Source organism: Avibacterium sp. 20-132, from assembly GCF_023611925.1.
GTDB lineage: Bacteria > Pseudomonadota > Gammaproteobacteria > Enterobacterales > Pasteurellaceae > Avibacterium.
The window spans coordinates 123835-140807 of record NZ_CP091456.1 but is presented as its reverse complement, the minus strand read 5'-3'; the positions used below and the strand labels follow the sequence as shown (position 1 = coordinate 140807).

At 41.7% G+C, this 16973-nt stretch carries 8 protein-coding genes; 7 read left to right on the top strand and 1 reads right to left on the bottom strand.

Going from position 1 to position 16973, the window contains the following annotated elements; all coding sequences use genetic code 11:
- Nucleotides 1–71: 71 nt before the first annotated feature.
- Nucleotides 72–1442 (bottom strand): hexose-6-phosphate:phosphate antiporter, encoded by a 1371-nt coding sequence (gene uhpT, locus L4F93_RS00570; RefSeq protein ID WP_250350625.1) that lies wholly within the window; start codon nt 1440–1442, stop codon nt 72–74.
- Nucleotides 1443–1809: 367 nt separating this feature from the next.
- Here uhpT and L4F93_RS00565 point away from each other — a divergent pair, with 367 nt between their 5' ends.
- From L4F93_RS00565 to L4F93_RS00535, 7 genes are all read left to right on the top strand, one after another.
- Nucleotides 1810–3573 carry a ShlB/FhaC/HecB family hemolysin secretion/activation protein gene (locus tag L4F93_RS00565; protein WP_250350624.1) on the top strand — a complete coding sequence of 588 codons (1764 nt, stop codon included), beginning with the start codon at nt 1810–1812 and terminating at the stop codon, nt 3571–3573.
- Nucleotides 3574–3665: 92 nt separating this feature from the next.
- On the top strand, nt 3666–12956 hold the full coding sequence (locus tag L4F93_RS00560) for a two-partner secretion domain-containing protein (RefSeq protein ID WP_250350623.1): 9291 nt from the start codon (nt 3666–3668) through the stop codon (nt 12954–12956).
- On the top strand, nt 12953–13168 hold the full coding sequence (locus tag L4F93_RS00555) for a hypothetical protein (protein WP_250350622.1): 216 nt from the start codon (nt 12953–12955) through the stop codon (nt 13166–13168). The genes L4F93_RS00560 and L4F93_RS00555 overlap by 4 nt, the downstream gene beginning before the upstream one ends.
- Nucleotides 13169–13202: 34 nt before the next feature.
- Entirely contained in the window at nt 13203–13391 is a 189-nt protein-coding gene (locus L4F93_RS00550) for a hypothetical protein (protein ID WP_250350621.1), read from the top strand.
- A gap of 1 nt (nt 13392) precedes the next feature.
- Entirely contained in the window at nt 13393–13593 is a 201-nt protein-coding gene (locus tag L4F93_RS00545) for a hypothetical protein (protein WP_250350620.1), read from the top strand.
- Nucleotides 13583–14236, top strand: a complete 654-nt coding sequence (locus L4F93_RS00540) for a hypothetical protein (RefSeq protein ID WP_250350619.1) — start codon at nt 13583–13585, stop codon at nt 14234–14236. The genes L4F93_RS00545 and L4F93_RS00540 overlap by 11 nt, the downstream gene beginning before the upstream one ends.
- Nucleotides 14237–14554: 318 nt before the next feature.
- Complete coding sequence (locus tag L4F93_RS00535; RefSeq protein WP_250350618.1) at nt 14555–16972, top strand: hemagglutinin repeat-containing protein; 2418 nt, start codon at nt 14555–14557, stop codon at nt 16970–16972.
- Nucleotide 16973 lies beyond the last annotated feature (1 nt).

Below are 16973 nucleotides of genomic sequence, written 5' to 3'. Positions count from 1 at the left end.
AATTATGCAGTGAAAATTACACTGCATAATTAATATTGTTGTGAAAAGAGAAAGTGCGGTGAAAAATTATGCTATTTTTTCAAGCGACGAATTTTCTTCTCTTCTGCAATTGCTACAAAAGCAAGCAATACCATACATACAATTGCAGAGGTATTTAACGCGGCAAAGGTTCCAGCCCAGCCGGTTAAACCAAAGATAGGGGTACCATCTGCGATCATACCCAAACCGAGTTTTGCAAAGCTATCGCCAATCAGATAAGCAAAGGTACCTTTAACTCCATCCGCAACCGCAATCGCTTTTTTCGGCACAAAGCCGACCGCTGCAACGCCGATCAATAATTGTGGTCCAAATACCAAGAAACCAAGTACGAATAATGAGATTAAGTACATATACTCGTTGGTTGCAAATTGATAAAACTCAAGGGTAAAGACAATTAAAATCAATGCAATACAAGCAGTTAATCCACGTCTTCCATTAGCTAAATCAGATAAATATCCCCATAAAAATGTGCCGACTAATGCCCCCACTTCAAATAGGGCAAAACCAGAAATGGCGGCATCTTTTGAGAACCCTAATTCTTGGTAGGCATAAACAGGCGACCATTGATCGATACCAATGCGTACGATGTAAAGGAAAATATTGGCAAAGCAAAGTAACCAAATCACCTTATTTTTTAAGATATAACGCACGAAAATTTGCCATTTAGTGAGCTGTTGCGCTTCGGCATCACGATCTTCTTCACTGATTTCTTCGCCAAATAATTCTTCTGCTGTACCTAGTCCATAAGCTTCAGGGGAATCTGAACCATAGCGTAACCCTACAAAGCCGACGATCAACGCAATCATAGAAGGGAAAATAAACATTCCGATAACGTGTCCGTCAAATAGCACATTCGCCCCAAATAATGCCACCCCAGCGGCAGCAGCGCCCCCTACGTTATGCGATAAATTCCAAAAACCAAGGAAAGAGCCACGTTTTTTACGCGGAGTCCATTTGGTAATGGTGGAATAACTTGAAGAGCCACCTGTACTTTGGAAGAAGCCACTGAGTGCATAAAATGCAACCATTAAAAATAATGCGACACTACCCCCGCCCATACTCGCACTAAAGCCGATCATACAAAGCGCAGAAAGAATGAGCATAAAAGGAACAAACTGTTTTGTATTTTTGCCGTCCGCATAATAAGAAACAAGGGTTTTCCCAATCCCGTATGCCACAGAAAAACCTAACCCAATCATACCGAGTTCAGTTTTAGTTAGTCCGTAGGTTTCGATCATATCATTTTGTGCAACGTTAAAATTCTTACGAATCAAATACATTGCCATATAGCCAATAAAGACAACCAAATAAGATTGCATAAAGGGTTTAAACCACATTTTGCGGCGTTCTTCCACGGGAAGATCGAGTACAGGTTTTCGTACCTGTTGTAAAAATTTGAACATAATTTCCTCAATATAAAGTAAAAAAGTGCGGTTAAATTTTAATAAGATTTTGCTTTTCTGCCTTGAGATGAGCGCTTAGATGAATTGGGAAAATTTCTTAGTTTTGCGCTGTTTTGAAGATTTTTGTGAGATAGATCACATTTTTGCTACGCCTTAAAAGAAGTGCGGAGAAATTAGCAAAAAAGAAGTTGTACTATGTGTATAACATTGTTGTGAAATGAGGCTTTTCTTTATTATTGAGGGCTTATTTCATATATTGCTACTACTAAAGTAACAGACGTAGTTAATTTCGTATTTTACCTTGCAAAAACGTTTGCTATTGGCTAGGCTTACAATTATTCCATTTAGCTTTTCTATATAAAAACTGATGTTTAGATTCTTTTATTTTACTTTTTTAGCGACTTATTGTTTTTTTCCTCTACTTTGCAGGGCTGTCACGGAACGTGTGGAAACACCTGAGGAAAAACAAATTAATGCAACGCAACAACAGCAACAAAATAACCTTAATTCCGCAATTCAGTCTCAACAAATTCAGCCGCCTCATATTCGTTTACAAAGCGACAGAATTGAAAAACAAGGTTTTCCACAGAGTGAAGCGCAATGTTTTCCTATCAAGCAAATTGTGCTAACTGATATTAACGCTAACGAAGAAAACCCTGAATTTATTCAACCAAGTCAATTTTCTTGGGCATTAAATGCGATTTATACAGAGGGGGATTTTTCCCTACCTGCTTGCATTGGCTCACAAGGGATTAATACACTTTTACGCCGTATTCAAAATCGCTTAATTGATTTTGGCTATATTACTACTCGAGTAGTTGTTGAGCCACAAGATTTGCGTTCTGAGATGTTAATTCTTACCCTCATACCGGGTAAAGTAGGACATATCCAGCTACAAGATCAAAGTGCAATTCCCTTTGCTACGAGAGGTACGCTTTGGTTTGCGATGCCAATAAAACAAGGGGATATTTTGAATGTGCGAGATATTGAACAGGGATTAGAAAACTTCAAACGTGTGCCAAGTGCTGATGCGAATATTGAATTACAAGCGACAGAAAATATCGGTGAATCGGATATTATCATTGCCTATAAACAAAAATTCCCTTTTCATTTTACCTTAGGGGTAGACGATTCAGGGACAAAAGCCACAGGGCGTTTACAGGGTTCCGCCACCTTTTCTTGGGATAATGTGACCACACTGAATGATATGTTTTATTTCAGTGCAACAAAAAGTTTTAAGCGCCATAGTGATGATGTGGAAGGAGATTATGGTAGTAAAAATTACAGTCTTTATTACTCGATTCCGTGGAAAAATTATTTGCTCAGCCTTTCTGGCTCAAGATACCAATATCATCAAACTATTGCTGGGGCTTTTGAATCTTATGAATATTCGGGGGAAAGCCGTCAAATACACGCTAATTTAAGTCGTTTGCTATGGCGCAATAGCGATTCTAAAACTTATCTCAATGTTTCGTTATGGACAAGACAATCCTCCAACTATATTAACGATACAGAAATACAGGTACAACGCCGCCGTACCGCAGGTTGGGAAATGGGCATTAATCACACACATTATATCGGTAATGCAACATTACAACTTTCGGCTAATTATAAACGCGGTACAGGCGCTAATCGTGCCTTGCCAGCGCCTGAGGAAAAATTTGATGAAGGCACCTCCAGAATGCAGATCATCACCGCCTCTATTGACCTAAATTACCCCTTTACCTTAGGTTCTCAACCTTTTCGCTTCAATACCCATTGGAATGCTCAATGGAATCAAACACCACTGGTTCAACAGGATAAATTAAGCATTGGTGGGCGTTATACTGTACGAGGATTTGATGGTGAGTTATCTCTTTCTGGCGAGCGTGGTTGGGTATGGCGTAATGAACTTGCTTGGAACATTGCCAATAAAGGACAAGAATTATATCTCGGTATTGATCGAGGTATTGTTAGATCCTCCCAAGAAGAACTGCAACTGGGAGATAGCCTCACTGGCGGTGTACTGGGTTTACGAGGTCGTTTATGGGGATTAAACTATGATTATTTTATTGGCATCCCCATTAGAAAACCTGAAGGGTTCAGAACCAGCCACTTAACAACAGGTTTTACTTTAAATTACCGTTTTTAAATAAGTAAGTACTGCGAGTAAACTAAGAGGAATATGGATGAAAATAAGGCGAAATCATCCATACTTGCAATAAGGAATCAAAGGAAACAAGAATGAATAAACAATCTTATCGCGTTATTTTTAGCAAAACGCTTAATCAGCTTATTGTCGTATCAGAGTTAGCTAGAACACAGGGAAAAGCGACAAGCGAAAATATGGGAGCTGAAAAAACATCGCAAAATCTCACCGCACTTTGTTCTCAGTTTAGTTGGGTGATGAAACCTGTGCAATTTAGTATGATGGTGGCGTTGGGGTATGTCTATTTTTCAACCCCGGCGTTTGCTAATGAAATGGTAATTCGTGCAGATAAATCAGCACCGGCTAATCAACAAGCAACCATTTTGAAAACAGCCAATGGTTTACCGCAAGTTAATATTCAAACGCCAAGCCAAGCAGGCGTTTCGCGTAATACTTATTCTCAATTTGATGTCGCCGAGAAAGGGGCTGTACTGAATAATGCGCGCAAAGCAACGCAAACCCAACTTGCAGGCTGGGTACAAGGCAACCCTAATTTAGTCACGGGGGAAGCTAAAGTTATTCTTAATGAAGTAAATTCCAACAATCCTAGTCATCTCAAAGGTTATATTGAAGTTGCAGGTAAAAAAGCCGATGTGGTGATCGCCAACCCTTCAGGGATTCATTGTGATGGCTGTGGCGTGATTAATGCGGGGCGTTCAACCTTGACAACGGGTAAGCCTGATATTGCCAATGGCGAATTAAAAGGATACCAAGTCAAAGGCGGAAAAGTTAGCGTAACAGGCAAAGGGTTAGATAATCGCCAAGCGGATTATACCGACATTATCGCTGAAAAAGTGCAGCTTGATGGGGGCGTTTGGGCAAAACAACTTAAAGTTACCACTGGCAAGAATAAGGTAAACCGTACGAATGATGCCGTCGTTTATGTCGGCAATAAAAATAATGAAAAAAATGACCGCACTTTAAATGAAGGGCAAGAATATCGTGTCGATGTGGGGCAGCTTGGCGGAATGTATGCGGAACGTATTCAATTAGTGGATAACGGTACAGGGCTTGGTGTGCGAAATGCAGGGCATATTGGGGCTTCTGTAGGGGAAGTGCAAATTGATAGTCAAGGGCGGATTGTTAATATGGGAAGGCTCAATGCAAACCAAACGATCAGCCTAACTACTGCCAATGATTTTGAAAACCAAGGAAAAATTGAAAACCTTCAAGGGGAAATTCGCTTTAACAGCCAATCCAATATCCAACAAATGGGTACTGTGGTTGCTCGTCAAGGTAATATTCAAGCCACTGCGAAAAAGGCGATAACACAGCGAGGAGAAACCCTGAGCAAAGGGCATATTCGCTATAACGCTGAGCGTGTCAATGCAAGTAAAGGGGCGGTCATTGCTGCGGGAGTAATGATTTCAGATCAAAATGGTAAAGAAGTCCGAACCCTTGAAACGCCTTCTGAACAAGGCAGCTCGATTCACATTACCAGTCGCGAAAAAACCACACTGCAAGGGCAAAATCTCGCTGCGGGCAAGATGCAAATTGATGCCAGTGAAGTAGATATTAGTCACAGCCAAACCGCAGGGTATACGCTTCGCATCAATGCTAAACAGCAAGGCATTAAGGCCGATTCAGCAACCCTCACCGCCGCAGGCGATCTGCAATGGCGAACGCCTGATCTGCTTTCTACCCAGCAAGCTGATGTTAAAGCGAATTGGATTGATACGCGAGCTATACAAATTAATAATCAGCAAGGACATTGGGCGAGCTTAAGCGATCGTGCAGTGAATTTAGCGCTTAATAAAGGCTTAAACAATCAATCGGGATTAATGTTAATTGGTGGGGATTTTATCCTTGAGCAACCATCAGCAGCATTGAATAATCAATATGGGCGGTTATTCAGTGCAGGCTCATTACAAATCAACGCACAACAATTAGATAATCGAGCAGGTATTTTGAGTGCGGAGAATAACGCGGCATTAACCCTAACAACATCAATTCAAAATCAAAAAATAGCGGAAACAGGGTCGTTAATTCAGGCGAAAAATACCTTAACCCTTACCGCACCATCTTTCAATAACACCAATACCAAACCAGTGGACAACGCCACACCGCAACAAGGTATGATTGCGAAAAAGATTGAACTGAATGCTCAAAATCTTAATAATCAACAAGGAGATATTTATAGTGTTGAAAATACGACCTTAAATGTCGCTCAGCAATTATACAATCAACAGGGCGAAATACTCTCACTGGGCAATTTAACCATTAACGGGACAAATGCAGGAATCGAAAATGCGGAAGGTGTGATCTCGGCTTCGACAAATTTAATTATTGAGGCAAATGGCTTATCTGGTGATGGGGATATTGAGGCAGACCATACCTCTCTCCGACTAAAACAAGATTTTCACGCTGAAAACGATATTATCGGGCGTTCAAGCCTCATCCTTTCAACATTGGGTAATCTCATCAATCAAGCAGGGCTTTATTCTGAGGGAAATACCGCCATTCAAGCGGCAAATATTGATAATCAAAATCACGCAGAAATTCAAGGAAAATCTACCGCACTGACTGTCTCGGAAAATTTAACCAATCGTGGTCTAATTAAAGGCAGCGAAGAAAATATTATTAAAGCAGGGCAAACCCTGAGTAATATTGGTACAGGGCGTATCTATGGTGGTCACACCGCACTGCAAGCAAACAAAATCATAAATAGTGATGAATTACAAGCGGATGGCTCGATAAAATCTGCGGTGATTGCTGCTACTCAACGTTTAGACATTGCTGCGCCAGTGATTGAAAATACAAAAAATACCTTTACGCAAGATTGGGCGTTTAATGGCATTGGTGGCACATTGACATCAGAAGGACAAATTATTTTCGGAAAAAACCTTGACGCCAATCATTATGCTCAAGGATTAAGCGAAACCTTAATCAACCGCGGCGGATTAATTGAAGGAAATGGTATTCAGTTTGGTGTAAAACAATTGAAAAATGAGAATGCTCGCTTACGCACCAACCTTGAAGAAGTCAGCAACCAAGCGGTTAATGAACATTACTTAATTGTTGATGATCCTCAAATTGGGGAACGGATTAATTTCGATCAACTCCGTTGGCGTTCTTTTAGCCGAGCAGGGAGAGTGGTTTATAAAAATCAAGCGATTCCATCACGTCCGAAAGATGGTGGTATTGCCGGTTATATACTCCCAGCTCCTAATGAAGAAGCCTGTGCGAATGAGCAGACACGTACAGGGTGCGCTCCTGTTCCGCAAGCAATTTATACCAATCAAGATCCTGTTTGGGCTGCGTTAAATATCACCCCACCAGAAACGCCGGCCCCTGAATTGCCTGATTTATCAGGGCTTGATCCAACGTTAAAAGAGCCTGTTGAGCCGACTAAACCACGCAGACATTTTTTTAATCGCAATAGGTATGAGCAGGAACTCAAAGAATATGAAGAAAAAATGGTGGAATACCGTAAAGCGATGGCGGAATATGAAGCCAAGCTTATTGCTTATTCTGCCGAGATGAAACCTTATCTTGATTGGGTTAATGCGAATGCGGAAAAATTTGAACAACTTGATACAGCAATCCAAAAACATAACGCAAGTTTACTTGGACGAGAGTTTGCAGATTTCTGGGATGTTTATGTAACACGACGCATTGAACGCCAAACTAAAGTGAAAGAAACTCACCCAGGAAAAATTCTCAGTGGGGGCGATATTGGTTTTTCCGGTGAGGTTGAAAATAATCGTAGTCAAATCATCGCAGCGGGAGTCATTAAAACCACTAATGATACCACCAACCCAATTAACAATATTGAAGAAATTGGGATTACCCAAATTGATGATATTGGCAATCAAGAATGGACATACTCTCGTTGGCGTGGTGGATTTAGACGCTATCATCAGCGAGAATGGACGGGACGTTATGACCATATGAGACGTACAGAAACCCCACTGGCATTAAATCAAGCTAGCGTGGAATCTCATACCACATTCATCCCAGAAGCAGAAAATGCCAATGTCACATTAAATAATGTCGCACTTACTTCTCATCAACAAGTGGGTAATGCCGCTGATCATAGCTTGCTGCAACAAAATGAGAATGAAATTAGGCACATTCAAGCTAACACCAGTTTGCCAACCTCAAGCCTTTATCGGATCAATCCAGAGGGACAAAAGGTATTAATTGAAACCGATCCGCAATTTACCAATCGCAAAAAATGGCTTAGCTCAGATTATATGTTCAATGCTCTACGCAGTGAACCGCAAAATATCTTGAAACGCTTAGGTGATGGTTATTATGAACAGCGTATGGTTCGAGATCAAATTAACCAACTTACAGGACGAATGTTCTTGGATAATCAGCAAGATCTTGAAAATCAATATAAAGCCTTGATGGATAAAGGGATTTCTTTTGCTAAGCAATTTAATTTAACCCCGGGTATTGCCTTGAGTGCCGATCAAGTGGCTGCACTCACCTCGGATATTGTTTGGTTTGAACCGCAAACCGTCACCTTACCAAGCGGTAAAAAGGTTGATGTGATTGCACCACGCGTTTACGTGGTGGCGAAAAAAGGTGATTTAAATGGTGAGGGGGCATTAATCTCTGCGAATGTGGTTGATTTACGCACTTCACATTTAAACAACCTTGGTACGATTGCAGGGCGAAAAATCGCCTTGTTAAACACAGACACATTACGCAACGAAGGAAATATCCTAGGAGGAAAAGTTGGCATTAAAACCACCGGTAATGTTGAGAATATTGGTGGGAAAGTCGAAGCCGAACAAGGGCTATTCATTGATGTAGGCGGGGATTTTACCCACCAAAGCACTGCCCATACCACAGAAGTGGGGCTATCTCATTTCAAACGCAATGAAACTACCCTCGCTCGCAAAGCCTTACTTTATGTCAAAGACAAAGAAGGGGTATTGCACTTAAATGCCAATAATATCTTGAGTCAAGGGGCAGATATTATTAATGAGGGACAAGGTAATACGATTGTTAAGGCAAAAAATGGACTAAATTTGACCGCACTTTCTGTTGGTTTTGAAGAAAAAATGGGCAAAGGCAATCATTACCGTAATGAAAAAGTGCAAGATGCTGTGGTAAGCACGATAAAAGGCAAAGGAAATGTATTGTTAAGTGGGCGAGATATTACCGCAGAAGGTGCTAAGCTAGAAAGCGAGGCAAAGCTTATGGCATTGGCAGAAAATAACATTGTGCTAAGCAGTGTAGGCACAGCACGAGAAGTTGAGGAATATCATAAAGTTCAGCGGCGAGGTGTTTTGTCGTCAAGAGCTTCTGAGAATTATTCCCATCGTCTCGCAAATACACACAAAGTTACGCATTTAACAGCTGGACAAATTGAGCTAAGTGCCAATCACGATATAGCATTTGAAGGTACACAAATAAATGCTGATCAATCTGTCATTGCCCGTGCTGGTAATGAACTGAATGCAAATGCCGTTACAGATACTTATGCCCATACCCAATGGGAAAAACACAAAAAATCAGGCATTACAAGCAGCCTTGAGGGAGGCATTGCGGCGGTGGGCTACCACAAAGAAAAAGTGCGTCAGCAGAATACGAGCTATGATGAAACAGTAAAAGGGGCAAGTATTAAAACTCAACAAGGTGATGTGATACTTAATGCAGGGGAACATTTGACTGCCACGGCGGTAGAAATTCAAAGCGGTAAAGACACTCACCTACAATCCAAACAAGTGGCGCTTAATGCGGCAGATGAGCAGCATTATGGTGAATCAGAATACGTTCGTAAAATGTCAGGTGTGGGGATTAATATGGTTTATGACCCATTAACCGTGGGGCGTAATAAATACCAAAGCCGTAAAGATTCTGGTATGGCAGATACCTTTGTTGGTGATGAGATTTCTCGCGCCGAATCCATTACAGACACCGCTGAAATGGTGGGGCGTGGTGTAAGCCCTTATCTCAAACATCAACAAAATGAGGCATATAAAAATACGTATCAAAAATTAGCGAAAAGCGCGTCCATTAATACAGAAGGCAAGTTGCAGGTTATTGCGAGCGCAGGGGATATCACCACGCAAGGCAGTCAAATTAATGCAGAAAAAGGAGCGGAATTTATTGCCAGTGGTTCAGTGAATTTTGATGTGGCAACAGACATTTATTCGCAAAATGCAGAAAAGCGTGCGAAAGGCTTTGAGTTAAATGGCTTAAATAAATATATTGCTGGGATGGGCGTTAGCCATGAAGATGGCAATCAAACCCGCCGAGAAGAGCGAGGGACGTTAATAACCACAGGGGCAGAGACCCGTGTTATTGCGCAAGGTGGCGATATTACAGGCAAAGGCTTAACGCTGATTAATGAGGGCAATACCCACCTTACAGCCAAAGGCAATGTGGTATTAGATACGGCGAAAACCCTTTATAACCAAAGCCAAAAAGCAATGAGCCATTCAGTTGGTGAAGTCGCCACCTCGGATACAGAGCGATTTTTTGGTTATCACCGTGAACGGCATAATCAAGCAGGCGACAATACCACGCACACAGGCAGCCGTATCCTGAGTTTGCAAGGCAATGTTGAGATTGACGCAGGTAAGGATTATCACCAAACCAGCAGTGCGGTGCTAGCTAAAGATAAGCTACGAATCACTGCCCAAAACATTTATGCGGATGCCGCGTTAAATACCGACAATCAATCTCAAAGTCAAAGTGATTTAAAAATCGGACAATTTACCCGTGTTAAATCGCCGATTATTGATTTAATCCAAACCGTGGAGCGCACGGTGAAAAATAAAAATGCGTCAGACCGTGTAAATGCCGCCAATGCTGTTACCCTTGCCGCGCAAGGTTATCAGGTGGCAGACACTATTGCGAAAACGGTTAGCCAGCAAGACGGTTTAGCCTATTTAATTCGCGTAGAATCAGGCACGGGCGTGGCACATAGCCGTCAATCACAAGAACGCCAAGCGCAAATTAGTCAAGGTAATGTGTTTAACGCCAAACAGATTGACTTGACGGCTACAGGCACAGGGGAAACGCTTGCCAATGGGGAGCAAAAGCGCGGTAATATTCATCTTGAGCACAGTGATTTAACTAGCCGCGATGAACAAGGCAAACGCCTTGCAGATAGCCATATTACGTTGACGGCGTATGACACGCAATTACAAGCAGGTAAAAGCCATAGCAAAGAAAAAATGCGCGGTCAAAATGTGGGTGTTGAAGTGGGGATGTTTGCCCAAGCAGGACCACAAACGGGCGTTGGGGTATATGCCACTGTGGGTGGAGGCAGCCAAAAAAGGGATGCGGAACGCACAATGTATCACAACAGCCATTTAGACAGTGCGCAGATAACCTTTAATAACCAAAATGACCTGACACTCAAAGGGGCAACGGCGAAAGCCAACCGTATTGATGCCAATGTGGGTGGTAAGTTACAGATTGAAAGTATGCAAGATGAACAACACCTTAAAAGTAAAAGTAATCAAGCTGGTTTAAGTGTGAGTATCAGCTTTGGCAATGCGTGGGGTGGCAATATCGGCTTTAATGCGGACAGTGGCAGCGAACATTATCGTCAAGTAACAGAACAATCGGGATTATTTGCGGAAGAGGGAGGCTATCACGTTGAGGCAAATCAAGTTCACCTCAAAGGCGGTGCGATTGCAAGCCAAAATGCCAATAACAGTGAGCTTGCGACTAATCAACTGACCGTCGAGCATCTTCAAAACCATTCCTCAAGCCAAGCAATGAGTGGCGGATTAAGCTATGGCTTTAGTCATCAAGAGGGGCATTATGAAGAAAAAGGCACAGGCAAAGTGGTTGAGACACCCGCAAACAACCAAACTGCCGATAACCTCAGATGGGTGGACGAGAAAAATTCAAGTGGTTTTAACCCAAGTATGCCGATGTATGAAAGCCATCGTGACAGCAGCCTCACCAAGGCAACCATTACCGAGGGCAAGATTACCTTAAATAAAGATAGCCAGCCTATCCACAGCACAGCCACCGCGTTGGCAAAAACCTTGCATTTTAGCACCGCACTTGATAATGCCAATCCACACGTGGAAAAACCAAGGGATACCCAAGCCCAGCTAAAAGAGCAAAAAGTTGTGAGAGAAGCGGTAAGCCAGTTGCAATCGGCATCCTCCACTTATGCCGCCAATCAAGCGAAAGCCGCACAGCTGGAAGCTGACCGCTTGCAACAAGAGTTAGCGCAAGCGCAAAGCAAACCGCAGGCAACGCAAGATAAACAAAAAATTGCAGAAAAAACCACCGCACTTGCTAATACGTTAGAAAGACAAGAAAAGTGGAGTGAGAAAGGCGAATACAAACGCAACCTTGATAACCTCACCACTATTGCAGGTGGGATATTGGCAGGACAAAGCGGCGCACAGATTGCCACGACCCTTGCCTCGCCGACTTTAAATGAAAAAATTAAGGAACTCACTACAGACAGCAATGGCGAGGTGAACGTGCTGACCAACACCCTTGCCCACGCGGTGCTGGGTGCGGTAGAAGCAGCGGCTGCTAAGGGCAATATCACCGCTGGTGCAGTTGCCGCTTCCGCCAGTGAACTTGCCGCGCCAGCCATCACCAAAGCCTTTGGCAAAGATAACCCGAACCAGCTCAGCACCGAAGAACGCCAAACCGTTACCGCCTTAAGCGCCTTGGCTGGCAGCCTGGCTTCAGGCTTAACCGCCCAACAAAACGGCTCAGCGACTAACACGGTTAGCACCCTTAATGCCGCTGCATTAGGTGGTGAAATTGGGAAACGGGCGGTGGAGAATAATTTCTTTGGTGAGGTTTTAATGACTCCACCAGCTGATTTGCAAGCTGCTGCTGAAGGAAATGTAGCCAAAGAAAGTACAGAGCAAGGTGTTCAAGAATATATTAAAAAAGAACATCCAGCGATTTATCGTACAGCAGAAGGGACTTACTATGTTTTAAGCAAAACAGGAAAAGCGATTTATATTAGTCGGGAATTGGTATTACAAGTTGCGCCAATGCTTCTTGCACCTGAAATAGTTGCTGGGACAAAGGCATATACGTTTTTATCTCGAGCCGCAATTAGTGGAGGTGCTAATTTGGCTGCACAAAAAATCAGTGGACAAGAGTTTAACTTTTATGAATTTGCTGGGGCTGTTGCTTCTGGAAGTGCTTCCCCATTGTTTAAAACAACTTCGGAAGCAATGCGATTTAACGCTGGTGTTGGTATGGCGACAGGGATTGCGAATGGCGGTGATGGTTTAAGTGATGCCGCTTTATCTGGTGGAGCAACATATGTGGGATCAAAAATACCTAATCCTCTTTTATCTATCATGGTTGGTGAAACAATACAAAAGCTCCCAAATATTATAAAGATTGAAAATAAGGAGGAAAAATGAAGAAAGCAGTTTATACAATAATAGCTATTTTATGTTTTGGATTCATAGGCTGCACAGTTAATATTTTTAGGTACTATTCATTTGATAATTTAGATTTTGTTATAGATGCATATTATGAAACACTCATTCTATCTTTGAAATTTTCAGTTATTGCAATTATCTTTTCTTGGTTATGGGATATTTATGAATTGAATGATAAGAAAGATAAATAACATTATATTTAATTTTACTTTGTCTGGTGTTGGTATGGCGACAGGGATTGCGAATGGAGGAGATGGGTTAAGTTATGCAGCATTGCCCAGTGGCGCTACATATGTAGGGTCTAAGATTTCTAATCCTGTAGTTAGTGCACTTACTGGAGAAATTATACAAAAAATACCTATGTCCTATAAATTGATCTCCGAAGATAAGAAAGAACATAAGGAGAGTAAATAGTATGAAAAGAATATTAATTCTTATTTTACTTTGTTTTTCTTTAGCTAATCTTTCGTTGTTAGCTTTTTTAGTTCAACATAGATCTTCTATTAATTATAATTATATAGGGGAAGCTTTCTTTGAAAGTAACATTTATGCTTTAAAAGTATCAATAGTTGTAATAATTGCAGATTGGATTTTAAAAAATTGGTATGAAAAGTGAATCATTTAATGGGAGAGTAGCAGAATCAACGAAAGAGGGATTGGAGTTGGCTTCTTTAGGATATATTTCTAACATACCAAAAGTTGTAAATACAGTTGAATTGGTAACCAAGGTAGGAGGGAATAAAATAGTTTCAACTGCAATTCGTCTTGAAAAACCTACTGTTGGTTTTATAGATAAAATGCTCTCAGAAGGTATTTATCATTCTTACAATCCTTATGCTAATGCGGTTACTAGAAATATTGGTAATAGTATTGATAGTATTTCAAAAATCACACCAAAACAGTATGTAACTGGAACGATGATAGGTATGAGTGCGAATATGGGGGCTCAGTATATCAATACAGGTACAATTAATTATAAAGAAGCTATTAAATCAGGTCTAACCACACCTTATTTAATTTATACCCCAATGGGGACTTCATTTGTATTAGGCTCAATGTCAACAGTAGTTGATTCAAGATTATCTAATAGTAATTCATATTTTAGTGATCAATATAATTATCTAAAGAGTACTACAGGGGAAAATCTGACTAATGAATTACTTCCATATAATATCAAGAGTTCAACTCTAGGAACGACTTTAAGTATATTTTCTGGAGAGTTAATTAATCAATATAATAAAAAAGAAGAGGTGAAGTAATGTCTTTTGTAAAAAGAATAATAAGTTCTCTTCTTTATGGATTTAATTTAATCTGTGGTTTTCAGGTGTCTGTATGGATAAGGTTGTACAGTAAGACTAATCAAATAGATCAAACAGAGTTTTTTTTTCAGGATAGGTATATTTTATTTAGCATTTTTTTTTATTTTTTTATATGTTTAATGATATTTATTTGGTCTTACTTTCCTAGCTCAAAGAAATATTTAAAACTTTAGTTTTGCTCATTATATTTGCTATTGTGTATATTTAATATTGCATTTAATTTTATGAGCTTCTCTATTGTTCAAGATAAACACAGAAATGATAAAGATTGCGAAAACGGTTACCCAGCAAGATGGTTTGGCGTATTTAATTCGCGTGGAGTCAGGCACGGGCGTGGCACATAGCCGTCAATCACAAGAACGCCAAGCGCAAATTAGCCAAGGTAATGTGTTTAACGCCAAACAGATTGACTTGACGGCTACAGGCACAGGGGAAACGCTTGCCAATGGGGAGCAAAAGCGCGGTAATATTCATCTTGAGCACAGTGATTTAACTAGCCACGATGAACAAGGCAAACGCCTTGCAGATAGCCATATTACGTTGACGGCGTATGACACGCAATTACAAGCAGGTAAAAGCCACAGCAAAGAAAAAATGCGCGGTCAAAATGTGGGTGTTGAAGTGGGGATGTTTGCCCAAGCAGGACCACAAACGGGCGTTGGGGTATATGCCACCGTGGGTGGAGGCAGCCAAAAAATGGATGCGGAACGTACCACTTACCACAACAGCCATTTAGACAGTGCGCAGATAACCTTTAATAACCAAAATGACCTGACACTCAAAGGGGCAACGGCGAAAGCCAACCGTATTGATGCCAATGTGGGTGGTAAGTTACAGATTGAAAGTATGCAAGATGAACAACATCTTAAAAGTAAAAGCAATCAAGCAGGTTTAAGTGTGAGTATCAGCTTTGGCAATGCGTGGGGGGCCAATATCGGCTTTAATGCGGACAGTAGTAGCGAACATTATCGTCAAGTAACGGAACAATCGGGATTGTTTGCGGAAGAGGGAGGCTATCACGTTGAGGCAAATCAAGTTCACCTCAAAGGCGGTGCGATTGCAAGCCAAAATGCCAATAACAGTGAGCTTGCCACCAATCAACTGACCGTCGAGCATCTTCAAAACCATTCCTCAAGCCAAGCAATGAGTGGCGGATTAAGCTATGGCTTTAGTCATCAAGAGGGGCATTTTGAGGAAAAAGGCACAGGTAAAGTGGTTGAGACACCCGCAAACAACCAAACTGCCGATAACCTCAGATGGGTGGATGAGAAAAATTCAAGTGGTTTTAATCCAAGTATACCGATGTATGAAAGCCATCGTGACAGCAGCCTCACCAAGGCAACCATTACCGAGGGCAAGATTACCTTAAATAAAGATAGCCAGCCTATCCACAGCACAGCCACCGCGTTGGCAAAAACCTTGCATTTTAGCACCGCACTTGATAATGCCAATCCACACGTGGAAAAACCAAGGGATACTCAAGCCCAGCTAAAAGAGCAAAAAGTCGTGAGAGAAGCAGTAAGCCAGTTGCAATCGGCATCCTCCACTTATGCCGCCAATCAAGCGAAAGCCGCACAGCTGGAAGCTGACCGCTTGCAACAAGAGTTAGCGCAAGCGCAAAGCAAACCACAGGCAACGCAAGATAAACAAAAAATTGCAGAAAAAACCACCGCACTTGCTAATACGTTAGAAAGACAAGAAAAGTGGAGTGAGAAAGGCGAATACAAACGCAACCTTGATAACCTCACTACTATTGCAGGGGGGATATTGGCAGGACAAAGCGGCGCACAGATTGCCACGACCCTTGCCTCGCCGACTTTAAATGAAAAAATTAAGGAACTCACTACAGACAGCAATGGCGAGGTGAACGTGCTGACTAACACCCTTGCCCACGCGGTGCTGGGTGCGGTAGAAGCGGCGGCAGCTAAGGGCAATATCGCTACAGGCGCAGTTGCCGCTTCCGCCAGTGAACTTGCCGCGCCAGCCATCACCAAAGCTCTTGGCAAAGATAACCCGAACCAACTTAGCGCAGAAGAACGCCAAACCGTTACCGCCTTAAGTGCCTTGGCTGGCAGCCTTGCGTCAGGCTTAATAGCCCAACAAAACGGCTCAGCGACTAACACGGTTAGCACCCTTAATGCCGCGGCATTAGGTGGTGAAATTGGGAAACGGGCGGTGGAGAATAATTTTTTCCATTATACGCCTGAGCAATTAAATGATATGGCGGAGATGGCAAAAGGAAAATCTTTGGCTGATGAGTTAGAGAATAAAGCTAAAAGAGAGGTTATTGATAGAGGTACTCCACACTATGTAGTTATAGAGGGAACACTTTATAAGGTTTCTGGAAAACTAATTATTAATACAAGAAATGGAGAAATTTTTATTGGTGGTGGAGCGAATCCTATTTCAATGCCATCACAAGGAGGATTATCATTCTCTTCACAAGTAGGTTGGATTACAAACTTATCTACTGATGAATTAGATGATAAATTATCAGCTGCCATTAGTGAGACTTTAAAAGGTAAATCTATCGGAGGAACTGCCTGCTATGGAATAGCTTGTGTTTCTTCTTCTAAAACAATCTTAACAGATAAACCAAAATATTTATTTGGCGTAGGTATAGGAGGTGGATTTTCTATCGGAGCCGATAGGGTAGAGCGTGTAATAGGAGAATAAT